10 protein-coding genes and 1 pseudogene are annotated in these 14,064 nt (G+C 63.8%); 10 read left to right on the top strand and 1 reads right to left on the bottom strand.

Annotated features, from left to right (window positions below):
* Positions 1–260: 260 nt before the first annotated feature.
* The 10 genes and pseudogenes from ABW22_RS02660 to ABW22_RS02615 all read left to right on the top strand — a co-directional run bounded on the left by ABW22_RS02660 (position 261) and on the right by ABW22_RS02615 (position 11,121).
* Entirely contained in the window at positions 261–2,156 is a 1,896-nt protein-coding gene (locus tag ABW22_RS02660; RefSeq protein WP_059751718.1) for a potassium transporter Kup, read from the top strand.
* Between the two features lie 143 nt (positions 2,157–2,299).
* Positions 2,300–2,875: an electron transport complex subunit RsxA gene (gene rsxA, locus ABW22_RS02655; RefSeq protein WP_059751787.1), complete on the top strand. Its 576-nt coding sequence runs from the start codon at positions 2,300–2,302 to the stop codon at positions 2,873–2,875.
* Entirely contained in the window at positions 2,875–3,426 is a 552-nt protein-coding gene (gene rsxB / locus ABW22_RS02650; RefSeq protein WP_059751715.1) for an electron transport complex subunit RsxB, read from the top strand. The genes rsxA and rsxB overlap by 1 nt, the downstream gene beginning before the upstream one ends.
* A 97-nt stretch (positions 3,427–3,523) precedes the next feature.
* On the top strand, positions 3,524–5,224 hold the full coding sequence (gene rsxC, locus ABW22_RS02645) for an electron transport complex subunit RsxC (protein WP_059751713.1): 1,701 nt from the start codon (positions 3,524–3,526) through the stop codon (positions 5,222–5,224).
* 158 nt (positions 5,225–5,382) lie between these two features.
* Positions 5,383–6,417 (top strand): RnfABCDGE type electron transport complex subunit D, encoded by a 1,035-nt coding sequence (locus tag ABW22_RS02640; RefSeq protein ID WP_059751711.1) that lies wholly within the window; start codon positions 5,383–5,385, stop codon positions 6,415–6,417.
* Positions 6,414–7,070, top strand: a complete 657-nt coding sequence (rsxG, locus tag ABW22_RS02635; protein ID WP_059751709.1) for an electron transport complex subunit RsxG — start codon at positions 6,414–6,416, stop codon at positions 7,068–7,070. Before ABW22_RS02640 ends, rsxG begins: the two co-directional genes overlap by 4 nt.
* The gene (locus ABW22_RS02630) at positions 7,067–7,744 is read left to right on the top strand and encodes an electron transport complex subunit E (RefSeq protein ID WP_059751707.1); all 678 of its coding nucleotides are present in this window, start codon (positions 7,067–7,069) and stop codon (positions 7,742–7,744) included. Before rsxG ends, ABW22_RS02630 begins: the two co-directional genes overlap by 4 nt.
* A gap of 31 nt (positions 7,745–7,775) precedes the next feature.
* Positions 7,776–8,405 (top strand): annotated as a pseudogene (gene nth, locus ABW22_RS02625) (endonuclease III); the annotation flags it as partial.
* Between the two features lie 134 nt (positions 8,406–8,539).
* Positions 8,540–8,974, top strand: a complete 435-nt coding sequence (locus ABW22_RS02620; protein WP_059751705.1) for a DUF1841 family protein — start codon at positions 8,540–8,542, stop codon at positions 8,972–8,974.
* Positions 8,975–9,222: 248 nt separating this feature from the next.
* Positions 9,223–11,121 carry a diguanylate cyclase gene (locus ABW22_RS02615; protein WP_059751703.1) on the top strand — a complete coding sequence of 633 codons (1,899 nt, stop codon included), beginning with the start codon at positions 9,223–9,225 and terminating at the stop codon, positions 11,119–11,121.
* A 179-nt stretch (positions 11,122–11,300) separates the two neighbouring features.
* On the opposite strand, the gene ABW22_RS02610 is transcribed toward ABW22_RS02615, so the two are convergent.
* Positions 11,301–13,979: a bifunctional acetate--CoA ligase family protein/GNAT family N-acetyltransferase gene (locus ABW22_RS02610; protein WP_059751702.1), complete on the bottom strand. Its 2,679-nt coding sequence runs from the start codon at positions 13,977–13,979 to the stop codon at positions 11,301–11,303.
* Between the last annotated feature and the right edge of the window lie 85 nt (positions 13,980–14,064).

Raw genomic sequence — 14,064 nt, 5'->3', positions numbered from 1 at the left:
AACGAGTTAAGCAGCGAGCAGATTTTCAAAGAATCGCTGTGTGAAAGCGGCGGATGACAGTAGCCGGGGCGTACGTGTTTCCGCTGCCGGTTTATAGAAGATATCGATGTACTTGGTGATCTCCTGCATTGCCTGCGCTCAGGTCACGCGCCCTCGGCGCCTAGTCGTCCATGCTGCCGAACGGTTCCCCTCTTTACAGCCATTCCGTCTAGAATTGCCCACCGCCCAACCGGGTCTTCCTGCCGCGACAACAAGAATCGATGAGCGCCCCCCATTCCCGGAACAACGATTCCCAAAACAATAAACTGCTCACCTTGGTCCTTGGCGCTGTCGGCGTGGTCTTCGGGGATATCGGCACCAGCCCGCTGTATGCGCTGAAGGAAGCCTTCAATGGCCCACACGGCGCGGACATCAATCCCGCCAATATCCTCGGGGTGCTCTCGCTCATGCTGTGGGCGCTGATCCTGGTGGTGTCGCTGAAATACGTGCTCTTCATCATGCGCGCCGACAACAAGGGCGAAGGCGGCATCATGGCGCTGATCGCGCTGACCCAGCGGCTATTCCACGCAAATTCGCGGCGCAAATGGGTGTTGCTCACGCTGGGGTTGTTCGGCGCCGCGCTGTTCTATGGCGACAGCATGATCACGCCTGCCATCTCGGTGCTGTCCGCCGTGGAAGGCCTGGAAGTCGCCGCGCCTGCCTTGCATCACTATATCATCCCGATTGCATTGAGCGTGCTGGTGGGGCTGTTCCTGATCCAGAGTCAGGGCACCGCGTTGGTAGGAAAACTATTCGGCCCGGTCATGATTCTCTGGTTCATCGTGCTGGCCCTGCTGGGGCTGCTCAGCATTGCCGAGACGCCCGCGGTGCTGGCCGCGTTCAACCCGCTCAATGGATTCGCTTACTTTCAAACCCATGGCATCACCGGCCTTGTCATCCTTGGCGCGGTGGTGCTGGCCGTCACCGGCGGCGAAGCGCTGTATGCCGACATGGGCCACTTCGGCAAACGCCCCATTCGTTATGCCTGGCTGGGATTTGTCTTTCCCGCGCTGGCGCTCAACTATCTGGGCCAGGGCGCCCTGCTGCTACGCGACCCCGCCGCCGCCAAAAATCCCTTTTATCTTCTGGCCCCGGAATGGGCGCTTTACCCCATGATTTTGCTGGCGACGCTAGCCACCATCATCGCCTCGCAGGCGGTGATCTCCGGCGCGTTTTCCGTCACCCGCCAGGCCATCCTGCTCGGTTATCTCCCACGCATGCAGGTGCGCCACACCTCGGATCAGGCCATAGGGCAAATCTATATTCCCTTCATCAACTGGACGCTGCTGGCCGGTGTTGCGCTGCTGATTCTGGGCTTCCAGTCCTCCAGCAACCTGGCCTCGGCCTACGGCATCGCCGTGACCGGTACCATGGCGATTGACACCATTCTGGCCTTCACCGTGGCATGGGCCTTATGGAAATGGTCGCTTCCCACCGTTATCAGCGGCGCGGCTTTTTTCCTCATCATCGACCTCGCCTTCTTTGGTGCCAACGTGCCCAAGGTCGTTCATGGCGGCTGGTTTCCGCTGGTCATCGGGCTAGTGATCTTTACCCTGCTCACCACCTGGAAGCGCGGCCGCGAACTGCTCTTACAGCGCATGCAAAGCGACGACATCGACCTTGCCAGCTTCATCGAGGGGATTACCGCCTTCGACCATCAGCGTGTATCGGGCACCGCTATTTTTCTTCACGCCACCGGCAAAGGCGTGCCCCACGCCCTGCTGCACAACCTGTCGCATAACAAGGTGCTGCATGAACGGGTGGTGATCCTGCGCGCCATCACCGAAGAAGTGCCCAGCATCCCCGACGCGGAACGTATCCGCCTGACCGAACTGGGCAGCGGCTTTTACCGACTGGAAATCCGCTTCGGCTTCCGCGAGGAACCGGACATTCCCAAGGCGCTCCAACTGTGTGACGCCCTGGGCCTGCATTTCGCAATGATGGAAACCAGTTTCTTCCTGTCTCGCGAAACCCTGATCCCCACCAAAATGCCTGGCATGGCACTGTGGCGAGAAAACATTTTCGCGACCATGGCGCAAAACGCCGAATCGGCCATGCGGTTTTTCAAACTACCCGTCAACCGGGTGGTCGAGTTGGGCACGCAGATCGAGATTTGACCCTCGATGTACATCGACACCTCGCGAGCTGATTACGGATACCCCGAGTATCGGCTTGATCTTCGTTAAACACGCTGCGCGGACAGGGTTGAACCCCACCACCACATCAGCGGATAATGCGTCATTGCGTCGGGCTGCCTGCTTTGGAAACCTACCTCCTCATCCTCATTTCCACGGTGTTCGTGAACAACATCGTGATGGCCAAGATTCTCGGCCTGTGTCCCTTCATGGGCGTGTCGAAAAAGCTGGAAGCGGCGATCGGCATGGGGCTGGCGACGGCCTTCGTGTTGACGCTGGCGTCCGGCGCGAGTTATCTCGTCAACGAATACCTGCTCGGCACCGAACTGATCTATCTGCGCACGCTGTCGTTCATCGTGGTGATTGCCGGCATCGTGCAGTTCACCGAGATGTTCATCCACAAGACCAGCCCGGTGCTGTACCAGGTGCTGGGCATCTATCTGCCGCTGATCACCACCAACTGCGCGGTGCTGGGGATTCCGCTGCTGAACGCGCAGGCGCAGCACAATTTTGTCGAATCTCTATTTTTCGGCGCCGGCGGGGCGCTCGGCTTCACCCTGGTGCTGATCCTGTTTGCCGGCATCCGCGAACGGCTGGAGACGTGTGATGTCCCTGCGCCGTTCAAGGGCACCAGCATTGCGATGATCACCGCGGGGCTGATGTCGCTCGCCTTCATGGGCTTCTCCGGGCTGGTGAAATAATGCTCACTGCCATTCTGGTGATGGTCGGCATCGCGGTGGTGATCGGCCTGGTGCTCGGCTGGTCGGCGATCCGCTTCAAGGTGGAGGGCAACCCGCTGGCGGAAAAAATCGACGCCATCCTGCCGCAGACGCAGTGCGGGCAGTGCGGCTTCCCCGGCTGCCGGCCCTATGCCGAAGCGATTGCCAAGGGCGAAGCCGACATCAACCAGTGCCCGCCGGGCGGCGAGGAAGGGGTGAAAAAACTGGCCGAACTGCTCGGCGTGGAACCCAAGTCGCTCGACGAAACCCATGGCACGCCCAAGCCGAAATCGGTGGCTTTCATCGACGAACAGATCTGCATCGGCTGCACCCTGTGCATCCAGGCCTGCCCGGTCGACGCGATTTCCGGCGCGGCCAAGCAGATGCATACCATCATCGCCGCCGAATGCACCGGCTGCGAGTTGTGCCTGCCGCCGTGCCCGGTCGACTGCATCTCGATGGTGCCGCTCGCCGAAGACCTGCCGCACTGGAAATGGAAGCATCCGGTGATCGAGTTGAAGCGCGTCGCATGAGCAGCGAGCCTCGGAACGTGCGAGTGGCTGCGAATGCGCGCCTCCCCCGACGCGATGGCGAGCGCCCTTTCGCCATCTTGCCGGAGGGGGAAGTCGCATGAGCCGAGAATTGTTCAGATTCAAGGGCGGCGTGCACCCGCCCGAGCACAAGTCGGAATCGAGCACCCACCCGATTCATGCCGCGCCGCTGCCCAGAAAACTGGTCATCCCGCTGCGCCAGCACATCGGCCAAGCGGCCAAGCCGGTGGTCAACGTGGGCGATCGGGTACTGAAAGGGCAGATGATCGGTGCGGCAGATGGTTATATTTCCGCAGCCGTCCATGCATCGAGTTCGGGCGTGGTCACCGCGATCGGCCTGCAGCCGGTTCCGCATATCTCCGGCCTGCCCGACCTGTGCATCACCCTCGAAACCGACGGCCGCGACGAATGGATAGACCACGCGCCGCTCGATTACCGGACGATGGCGCCGGCCGAGCTGCGCATGCAACTGCGCGACATGGGATTGACCGGTCTCGGTGGCGCGGTGTTTCCCAGCGCAGTCAAACTCGACCCCGGCACGGCACACCACTGCCCCACACTCATCCTCAACGGCGGCGAATGCGAGCCGTGGATCACCTGCGATGACGCGCTGATGCGCCACCACGCCGACGAAATCCTGCAGGGCGTGGCGGTGATGCGGCATCTGCTGGGCAGCACGGAAATTCTGGTCGGCATCGAGGACAACAAGCCCGAAGCCATCGCCGCGATGCAGGCCGCCGCACAAAAAGTGGATTTTGCAGTGGAAGTCGTCGCCGTGCCGACGATCTACCCCGGCGGCGGCGCCAAGCAAATGATCGAGACGCTCACCGGCAAGCAAGTCCCCTCCGGCAAGCTGTCCACCGACATCGGCATCCAGGTGTTCAACGTCGGCACCGCCCATGCGCTGGCGCGTGCGGTGCACCACGGCGAACCGCTTATTTCGCGCCTGGTCACGGTCACCGGCCACGTACTGCGCCGGCAGAATTTCGGGGTGCTGATCGGCACCCCGATGCACACGCTGATCACGCTGGCAGGCGACCGCGACGGCACCACCGGCGTGCTGATGGGCGGCCCGATGATGGGCGTGCCGATGCCGAACCTGGAGGTGCCGGTGGTCAAGGCCACCAACTGCATCCTGGTGCAGTCAAACGAGCTGTTCCCGCCGCTGCCTAAAGCCCTGCCATGCATCCGCTGCACCCGCTGCGCCGATGTCTGCCCGGCCGAACTGCAGCCGCAGGAACTGTTCCGCTTTGCCAAGGCCGGCGACTTCGGCCACGCACAGGAATATCACCTGTTCGACTGCATCGAATGCGGCGGCTGCAGCTATGTCTGCCCCAGCCATATCCCGCTGGTCGATTTCTATCGCTACGCCAAGAGCGAGATCTGGGCGCGCGAAAAGGAAAAGCGCGCTGCCGACCTGGCGCGCGAACGCCACGAATTCCGCCAGTTCCGGCTGGAGCGCGAGAAGAAGGAAAAGGCCGAGAAGCTCGCCGCCAAGGCGCAGGCCGCGCGGGCGCAAGCTGCGCAGGATCAAACGCGGCGCGCCGAACTCGCTGCAGCCCCCGCGGCCGAGGGCGCCGCACCCAGCGACGCCGACGCCAAGAAAGCGCTGATCGCGGCTGCGCTGGCGCGCGCGCAGGCGAAAAAGGCCGAGCTTGCCCCAAAGAACACCGACCAACTGTCGCCCGACACCCGGCGCGAGATCGAGGAAATCGAGGCACGCCGGGCTAAAATCCTCGAACAGGCGCGCCAGCCGCTTGACACCCAAGAGAAGAATTAAGGAAATGCATAACCATTCATTCCTTGTCATTGCGAGCGTAGCGAAGCAATCCAGAATGCCAGCGGCATCAATCAGCTCTGGATCGCCACGGCCCTGCGGGCCTCGCGATGACGGGATTAATCAGAATTTCCTTCAGGCGTCAGAAAAGAAAACAATCCATGCCCGCTCCTTTCATTCTCGACCGCAGTAGCGTCACCCAGGTCATGGCCTGGGTGCTGGCGGCCCTGCTCCCGGGCATCGCGGTGTATGTCTGGCTGTTCGGGCCGGGCATTCTGGTGACGCTTGCGCTCGCCACCGTCACCGCGCTGGCGGGCGAAGCCGCAATGCTGAAGGCACGCGGCTATCCGGCCAAGCCCTTCCTCCTCGATCTCTCCGCCATCGTCACCGCCTGGCTGCTGGCCTTGTCGCTGCCTGCGCTGGCGCCGTGGTGGCTGATCGTCACCGGCACGCTGTTCGCCATCGTGGTCGCCAAGCACCTGTATGGCGGACTGGGGCAGAACATCTTCAACCCGGCGATGGTGGGCTACGCGGTGCTGATCGTGTCGTTCCCGCTGCAGATGACACAGTGGGCGGGGCCGCTCGAACTGACCTCGGCCTCCCTCACGCTGGAGCAGAGCGCAACGGTGATTTTCGGCGGCGACGTCCCCAAAACCACGCTCGACGCCGTCACCATGGCCACCCCGCTGGATGCGCTGCGAACCGGCCTGCTGCAGCAGTTGACCGTGGACGAAGTGATGACACAGCCGATTTTCGGCCACTACGGCGGCACCGGCTTCGAGTGGCTGGCGGCGGCGTTCCTGCTCGGCGGCCTCGTGCTGTGGGCGCTGCGCATCATCAGCTGGCACGTGCCGCTGGCGTTTCTCGCCGGCGTCTGGCTCACCGCCGGCTTCCTGCATTTCTTCGACGCCGGGCGCTTCGGCGCGCCGTGGTTCCACCTGTTCGCGCCGTCGGTGATGCTGGGCGCCTTCTTCATCGCCACCGACCCCGTTTCCGGCGCGACGACGCCGCGCGGCAAGCTGATTTTCGGCCTCGGCGCAGGCTTCCTCACCATCGTCATCCGCACCTGGGGCGGCTACCCGGACGGCGTGGCCTTCGCGATCCTGCTGCTGAACCTCGCCGTGCCGCTGATCGACCAGTACACCCAACCGCGCGTTTATGGCGGGGCACGCAAAGGCAAGGAACCGCAGGCATGACATCGCCAATTCAGTTTGCCCTGAAGAATGCGCTGCGCACCGGCACCATCCTGTTCGTGTTCGCGCTCTTCGGCACCGCCATGCTGGCGTTTACCCACGACCGCACCGAACCGACCATCACCCGCAGCCAGCAGGCCGAAAAACTCGCGCTCATCAACCAGGTGCTGCCCGCCGCGCTGTACGACAACGACCTGCTAGCCAGCCAGCAAAGCGTGCTGCCGGATGACCTGCTGGGCACCCGCCAGCCCTCGGCCAGATGGATCGCCCGCCGCGGCGACGCGGTCACCGCCGTGGTGCTGGAAGCGATCGCACCGGACGGCTACAGTGGCGACATCGCCCTGCTGATCGGCATTGGCATCGACGGCAACGTGACCGGCGTGCGCGTCACCGCCCACCGCGAAACGCCGGGCCTGGGCGATTACATCGATCGCGCCAAGAGCGCGTGGATCGACCAGTTTGCCGACAAGTCGCTGACGAACCCGGCGCCCAAGCACTGGAAAGTCGCCAAGGACGGCGGCGCCTTCGACGCCCGCGCCGGCGCCACCATCACCCCGCGCGCGGTGGTCAAGGCCGTCAGGAACGCGCTCGATTATTTCGCACGGCATCGCGCGGCATTCGTCGCACCACCGCCAGCCAAGGAGAAAATCGCATGATGACGATGAACGAATTCCGCAGCCTGTTCCATAACGGCCTCGTCAAGCAGAACACCGGGCTGGTGCAGCTGCTCGGCCTGTGCCCGCTGCTGGCGATCAGCAACAACATCATCAACGCGCTGTCGCTGGGGCTGGCAACGACGCTGGTGATGGCGGCCTCCAGCGGCGCGGTGTCGAGCGTGCGCAATTTTGTGCCGAACGAAATCCGCATCCCGGTGTTTGTCCTCATCATCGCCGCGCTGGTCACGGTGATCGACCTGCTGATGAATGCTTTCGTGCACCCGCTGTATCTGGTGCTGGGGATTTTCATTCCGCTCATCACCACCAACTGCATCGTGCTGGCGCGCGCCGACGCCTTCGCCTCGAAGAACCGTCCGCTGCACAGCGTGGTCGACGCCGTCGCGATGGGCCTGGGCCTGACGATGGTGCTGGTGGTGCTGGGCGGCATCCGCGAACTCGCCGGCCAGGGCACGCTGTTGTCCGGCATCGACCTGGTGTTTGGCGAAGAGGCCAAACAGTTCGTGCTGCACGTGCTGCCCGATTACCAGGGCTTTCTGCTCGCCATCCTGCCGCCCGGCGCCTTCATCGCGCTGGGCCTGCTGATCGCCGTGAACAACTGGCAGAAGGCCCGCGCCGAGCGGCGGGTCCATGCCGCCGCCCCGATGCCTGCATGAAGCCGCCGCTGAAAAGGCGCCGGGCCGAACGATGAACGCCGCCAAACGTCGCGAAATATTCAACCGCTTCGCCGCCGCCAATCCGCACCCCACCACTGAGCTTGAATACAGCACGCCGTTCGAGCTGCTGGTGGCGGTGGTGCTGTCGGCGCAAGCTACCGACAAGGGCGTCAACCTGGCGACGCGCAGGCTGTTTCCGGTCGCCAACACGCCTGAAGCCATTTACGCGCTGGACGAAGCGGGTCTTGCCGAGTTCATCAAGACGATCGGCCTCTACAAGAGCAAGGCCCGCCACCTTATCGCCGCTTGCAAAATGCTGATCGAGCTGCACGGCAGTCAGGTGCCCGTCGACCGTGCCGCGCTCGAGGCGCTACCAGGCGTGGGGCGCAAGACTGCGAACGTCATTCTGAACACCGCGTTCGGCCAGCCCACCATGGCGGTCGACACCCATATCTTCCGCGTCGCCAACCGCACCGGCCTCGCCCCAGGCAAAACCGTACTGGAGGTGGAAAAGAAGCTGCTCAAGACCATCCCGGATGAATTCCGCATCGACGCGCATCACTGGCTGATCCTGCACGGGCGCTATGTGTGCCAGGCCAGAAAGCCCAGATGCGGCGAGTGCCTCATTGCGGACCTGTGCGAGTACAAGGGCAAGACATGGCCCGCTCCTGCTCCCGCAAGCGGAGGCGGGCGCAAACGCCAGGCCCAAACCGATGGCTCCGCCTCCCTCTCCCCAACCCTCCCCCCGAACGGGGGAGGGAGCAAACGTCGGGCTGCGCCCACCCAAACCGGCTAATGTTTAATCCAAGCCGCGACCAGGTTCGCCAGTTCTTCTTCGACGTGTGGGCAAAATACCGTGCCGGGCAGCCGCTGACGGGCGCTGAACTGCCGGCGCTCGACGCCGTGCTGGCGCACCCCGAATACCACGACCTGCTCGATCAGCCTGATCGTTATATCGAACGGGATTACCAGCCGGAATCCGGCGAGACCAACCCCTTTCTGCACCTGTCGATCCACCTCGCCATCAGTGAGCAGCTGTCGGTCGACCAGCCGCCGGGCATCCGCGACCGCTACCAGCGCCTGCTGAAACAGCATGGCGATGCGATGGAAGCCCAGCACGCGGTGATGGACTGCCTGGCCGAGATGATCTGGCAGGTTCAGCGCTACCAGACGGCGTTTGATTCGGCGGCTTATCTGCGCTGTCTGGACCTCAAACTCGGCGAGACCTGAGCGGCCGGTCAGCGCCCCGGTCGGCGCATGGCGGGCTTCATTTTGTCGGAATTCTGCCGATATCCCTGATGGACGCATGACGTTTGGCGCCTCCCAGCACCCACTGTCTGCCTGCCCCCTACGGTCTTTGATCGACTCGGCTAAAACGCAGCCAAAGTCATTCCTCGTCGTGCGGCCATCGGGGCTGATTCGGTCCACCCATCCGTAAATAACAGCGGCGCATTCGCTTCATCGAAACAGGTTGATTGATGGCACAGCTTGAACAACTCAAACTCAGCGGGCAGCTGCCCACGCCGCGCGGGGTCGCGTTGGCGATACTTGAGCTCTCCCAGCGCGAGAATGCGACGCTGGGTGAAATTGCGCGGGTGGTGCAGACCGATCCCGCGCTGTCCGGGCGGCTGATCAAGCTGGCCAACACCGCTTCGCACATCGCACGCCCGGTGGTGTCGGTACAGGAAGCCGTGGTGCGCCAGGGCATGGCGACGGTGCGCCAGCTAGCATTGGGGTTTTCCCTGGTGGACCAGTATCGAAATGGCGCCTGCAAGGCATTTGACTATCAGGAATACTGGTCGCATTCGCTGCTGATGGCCCTGGGCATGCAGGCGCTTGGCATGCGGCTGCACGTGGCGGCTGCGGACGAACTGTTTGTCTGCGGCCTGCTGGCGCAGGTGGGCCGGCTGGCGCTGGCGACGGTGTACCCCGATGAGTACAACGCGGTTCTGATGGCGCAACACGCCGATCCCGCGCAGGCGATCATCGTCCATGAGCGTGCCCGCCTGGAAACCGACCACACGGAACTGGGCATCGTCATGCTGTGCGACTGGGGCATGCCCAAGGTCTTCACCGGGCCGCTCACCCAATACGAATATCCGGGGCACCCGAGTTATCCTCAGGATTCGCGCTCCAACAGCTTGATGCTGATGCTGCGTCTGTCGCATCGTCTGGCCGATCTCGGGCTGGCCAATGCCGACGTGCGCCCGAAGCTGTTGAAGGAATGGATGGCGCTGGCAACCGAGCTCGACATTCCGCAGGAAGACGCCGGACGCTTTATCGACCAAGTCATCGACAGCTGGCGGGAATGGAGCGAACTGCTGAAGATTCCGGCGACAGCGCTGCCGTCATTTGCCGAAATCTGTCACGGCTACCACGAGACCAAGGAGGAAACGAAGGAAAGCGACATCCCGCTGCGCATCGTGGTGGCGGATGGCAACGCCATCAACCGCCGCAAAACCATGGCGCTGCTGGTCGAGGACAGCGAGCACACCGTGTACCCGGCCGAAAACGGCAACACTGCGCTGGCGCTGGCGATGGAAGTGCTGCCCCACGTCATCATTGCGCATGTCGACCTGCCGCTGCTCGACGGCCTGGAGTTGTGCCAGGCCCTGCGCGCAACCGAAGAAGGCCGTCGCATGCATATCCTGCTGACGGCCGACGAGCACGGCGAAGAACAGTTGATCAACGCCTTCGAGGCGGGCGCCGACGGCTATGTGCCCAACGCCATCAGCGCCAAGGGTCTGCGCATCCGGCTGTGCGCCGCACAGCGACTGGTGCAGTTACAGGCCGCCTGGGAAAAAGACCGCATGCAGCTGCGCCAGATTGCGGCCGAGCTGGTCGTGGCCAACCGGCGGCTGGCCACGGCCGCGCTCACCGACCAGTTGACCGGGCTGCCCAACCGTCGCTCGGCCATGGATCAACTCGAACAGGCCTGGAGTGCCGCTTCGCGCTCCGGCCTGCCACTTTCGGTGATGGTGATCGACATCGATCACTTCAAGCAGATCAACGACAGCCACGGCCACGCCGCCGGCGATTTGGTGCTGCGCGAGGCCGCGGCGACCCTGCGCGCATCGGCACGCCGCGAAGACAGCGTCTGCCGCATCGGCGGCGAGGAATTCCTGGTCATTTGTCCCAACACCGACCTCAAGTCCGCGATGCAATCGGCCGAACGCCTGCGCGTGAACCTGGGCGCCAAACGGATGGCCATCGGGCAAACGGAAAAAACGCTCACCGTCAGCATCGGCGTGGCAACGCGCGAATCCGGCATCGCCGACATGGACGTGCTGGTGAGCCTGGCCGACCAGGCGCTGTATGCGGCCAAGGAGGCTGGTCGCAACCTGACTTGCACCCGGCAGCAGAGCCTGTTCCCTTGATCCTGAAAAAAAACCATTCACCACAGAGGCACAGAGACACAGAGTTGAAAAACAAGGAAAAAGTCCTGTGGCCGTCATTCACGGGTTGGGGTGGCAGGTCTTCCTGCAACCGATTGTTTCCTCTGTGTCTCTGTGTCTCTGTGGTGAATGACTAAGGTTGTAAAGTTCGCCTGACCGCGCTACAACGCGCGTGAAATCTTTCGCACCGTCTCATCCTCGGGATGCGGCTCGATCTGAAACCCCAGGGCTTCCACCAGCTTCAGCATGGGGCGATTGGTTTTCAGCACTTCGCCTTCCATCACCTTGAGGCCGCGGCCGCGCGCCACGTCCATCAGCACGTCCATGAGCTTGTGGCCGATCCCCTGCTTCTGCCACTGGTCGTTGACCACCAGGGCAAATTCGCAGGTCTCGCCATCCGGATTGATGGCATAGCGCGCCACGCCGAGCTCCATTTCCCGGCCATCGACCTCGGTCAACGCCAGCAGCGCCATTTCGCGCGTGTAGTCAATCTGGGTCAGGCGCGCCAGCTCGGTCGGCGACAGCTCGCTCACCGCATCCATGAAACGGAAATATTTGGTTTCCGCGGACAGGCTCTTCACGAAGCCCTGGGTCAGATCGGCATCCTCGGGGCGGATCGGGCGAATGACGACGTCGTTGCCGCTCGGCAATTGCCAGTGCGTCACCAGATGCGCCGGATAGGGGTGGATCGCCATGTGGCCGTAGCGGTCGGCCATCGGCACGCGCGGCGCGATGACGATGCGCGCATCAAGCGCCAGCGCGCCGTGTTCGTCCACCAGCAGGGGGTTGATGTCCAGCTCCGCCAGCCAGGGCAGCTCGCAGACCATTTCCGACAGGCGCAGCAGCACGTTCTCCAGCGCATCCATGTCGACCGGCGGGCGATTGCGGAACGGGCCCAGCAGGGTCGCGACGCGGGTACGCTGGATCAGATCGCGCGCCAGGTAGCGGTTGAGCGGCGGCAAGGTCACCGCACGATCCCGGAAGGCTTCGACATCGACGCCGCCGGCGCCGAACACGATCACCGGACCCAGCACCGGGTCCGAGGTCATGCCCAACAGCACCTCGCGCGCGTGCGGGCGGGCCGCCATGGGCTCGATGACGATGCCTTCAAGGGTGGCGTCGGGGCGCAGGCGCTTCACATCGGCGAGCATCTCGCCGAAGGCGGCGCGCACTGCCTGGCCGCTCGACAAACCGAGGCGCACGCCGTTGACGTCGGACTTGTGAGTGATGTCCGGCGAATTGATTTTCATCGCCACCGGAAAGCCCATCTGCTGCGCCATTAGCATCGCTTCCATGGGATCGCGTGCGATCAGGGTCTGTGCGATGGGGATGTGGAACGCCGCCAGCAGCGCCTTCGATTCCACCTCGTTCAACAGGTGGCGGCCGTGCGCCAGGGCGCTCTCGATGATCAGGCGCGCGCCTTCGACGTCCGGCTCGGCCTGCTGCGACAGTGGCCCCGGCGTCTGCATCAAGAGCCGCTGGTTCTCGTAAAAGGCGGAAAGATAAGAGAACACCTCGACCGCCGGTTCCGGCGTGGTGAAGTAGGGAATCCCGGCCTGCTTGAACAGACGCCGGCCCTCGTGCACCTGCGCCTCGCCCATCCAGCAGGTCAGCACCGGCTTGCTCGAGGTCTTCGCCACCTCGATCACGGCCTGCGCCGCCTCGGATGGCCGGGTCATCGCCTGCGGCGTCAGCATCGCCAGCACGCCGTCGACGTTGTCGTCGGCGAGGCAGGCGCCGACCGCCGCACGATAGCGCTCGGCAGTCGCATCGCCGATGATGTCGAGCGGATTGGCCTGCGACCAGTTGGGCGGCAACACGCCATTGAGCGTCGCGATCGTCGCCGGTGACAGCTCGGTCATGCGCACCCCCAGGTCCACCGCGAGGTCGGTCGCCATGACGCCAGGGCCGCCGCCATTGGTGACGATGGCGAGGCGGTTGCCGGTGGGCTTGATGTGGGTGGACAGCGCGCGTGCCGAGGCAAACAGCTGCAGGATGGTGTTGACCCGCACCACGCCGGCACGCCGCACCAGCGCGTCGAACACCGCGTCCGAGCCGACCAGCGCGCCGGTGTGCGACAGCACCGCGCGGCCCCCCGTCGCGTGGCGCCCCACCTTCACCATGACGACGGGCTTGAAACGGGAGATCGCACGCAGCGCGCTCATGAAACGGCGCGCGTCACGAATGCCCTCGATGTAAAGCAGAACGCCGCGGGTCTGCGTGTCAAAGGCGAGGTAGTCGAGGATTTCGCCGAAATCCAGGTCGGCCGACGCGCCGGTGGAGATCACGCTGGAAAAGCCGATGCCGTTGGTTTCCGCCCAGTCCAGCATGGCGGTGCAGATCGCGCCGGACTGCGACACCAGCGCGAGGTCGCCGGACAGGGTCGCACCCTGGCTGAAGGTAGCGTTCAGCCCGATGGAAGGCCGCTGGATGCCCAGGCAGTTGGGGCCGATGAAGCGGATGCCGTGTTTTTTGGCAACTGCCTTCACGCTGTCTTCCAGCGCCGCGCCCTTCTCGCCCACCTCGCGAAAACCGGCGGACAGCACGATGGCATGGCGGATGCCGCGCTGTCCGCATTCCTCCATGACCTGCGCCACCGTCGGCGCTGGGGTGGCGATCAGCGCCAGTTCCGGGACCGCCGGCAATTCGCTGGCCGAGGCGTAGCAGCGCGCACCGAACACCGTCTCGTGCTTGGGATTGACCGGATAGACCTCGCCTTGGTAGCCGGCATTGCGCAGGTTCCTGAACAGGATGCCGGCGACCGAGTCCGCGCGTTCGCTGGCGCCGAAGACCGCCACCGAACGCGCGTTGAACAGGGGGTGAAGATAGTGTTGGGGCATGGTTTGCTTTGGGATGGAGTACGGCAAATCAATTGGATCGGGAACAGCCTATGCTAGGCCATCCCCTGTTACCGCGCCATCACGC

This window comes from Thiobacillus denitrificans (assembly GCF_001530125.1).
In the GTDB taxonomy this organism is placed as follows: Bacteria; Pseudomonadota; Gammaproteobacteria; order Burkholderiales; family Thiobacillaceae; genus Thiobacillus; species Thiobacillus denitrificans_C.
The sequence above is the reverse complement of the archived record's forward strand: the minus strand, read 5'-3'. Positions and strand labels throughout refer to the sequence as shown.

What these genes read in the sequence shown, in the direction of transcription:
- rsxG (WP_059751709.1), top strand. Translation starts at nt 6,414, where the DNA reads ATGACATCGCCAATTCAGTTTGCCCTGAAGAATGCGCTGCGCACCGGC.
- ABW22_RS02660 (WP_059751718.1), top strand. Translation starts at nt 261, where the DNA reads ATGAGCGCCCCCCATTCCCGGAACAACGATTCCCAAAACAATAAACTG.
- rsxC (WP_059751713.1), top strand. Translation starts at nt 3,524, where the DNA reads ATGAGCCGAGAATTGTTCAGATTCAAGGGCGGCGTGCACCCGCCCGAG.
- ABW22_RS02615 (WP_059751703.1), top strand. Translation starts at nt 9,223, where the DNA reads ATGGCACAGCTTGAACAACTCAAACTCAGCGGGCAGCTGCCCACGCCG.
- ABW22_RS02610 (WP_059751702.1), bottom strand. Translation starts at nt 13,979, where the DNA reads ATGCCCCAACACTATCTTCACCCCCTGTTCAACGCGCGTTCGGTGGCG.
- ABW22_RS02620 (WP_059751705.1), top strand. Translation starts at nt 8,540, where the DNA reads ATGTTTAATCCAAGCCGCGACCAGGTTCGCCAGTTCTTCTTCGACGTG.
- ABW22_RS02640 (WP_059751711.1), top strand. Translation starts at nt 5,383, where the DNA reads ATGCCCGCTCCTTTCATTCTCGACCGCAGTAGCGTCACCCAGGTCATG.
- rsxB (WP_059751715.1), top strand. Translation starts at nt 2,875, where the DNA reads ATGCTCACTGCCATTCTGGTGATGGTCGGCATCGCGGTGGTGATCGGC.
- ABW22_RS02630 (WP_059751707.1), top strand. Translation starts at nt 7,067, where the DNA reads ATGATGACGATGAACGAATTCCGCAGCCTGTTCCATAACGGCCTCGTC.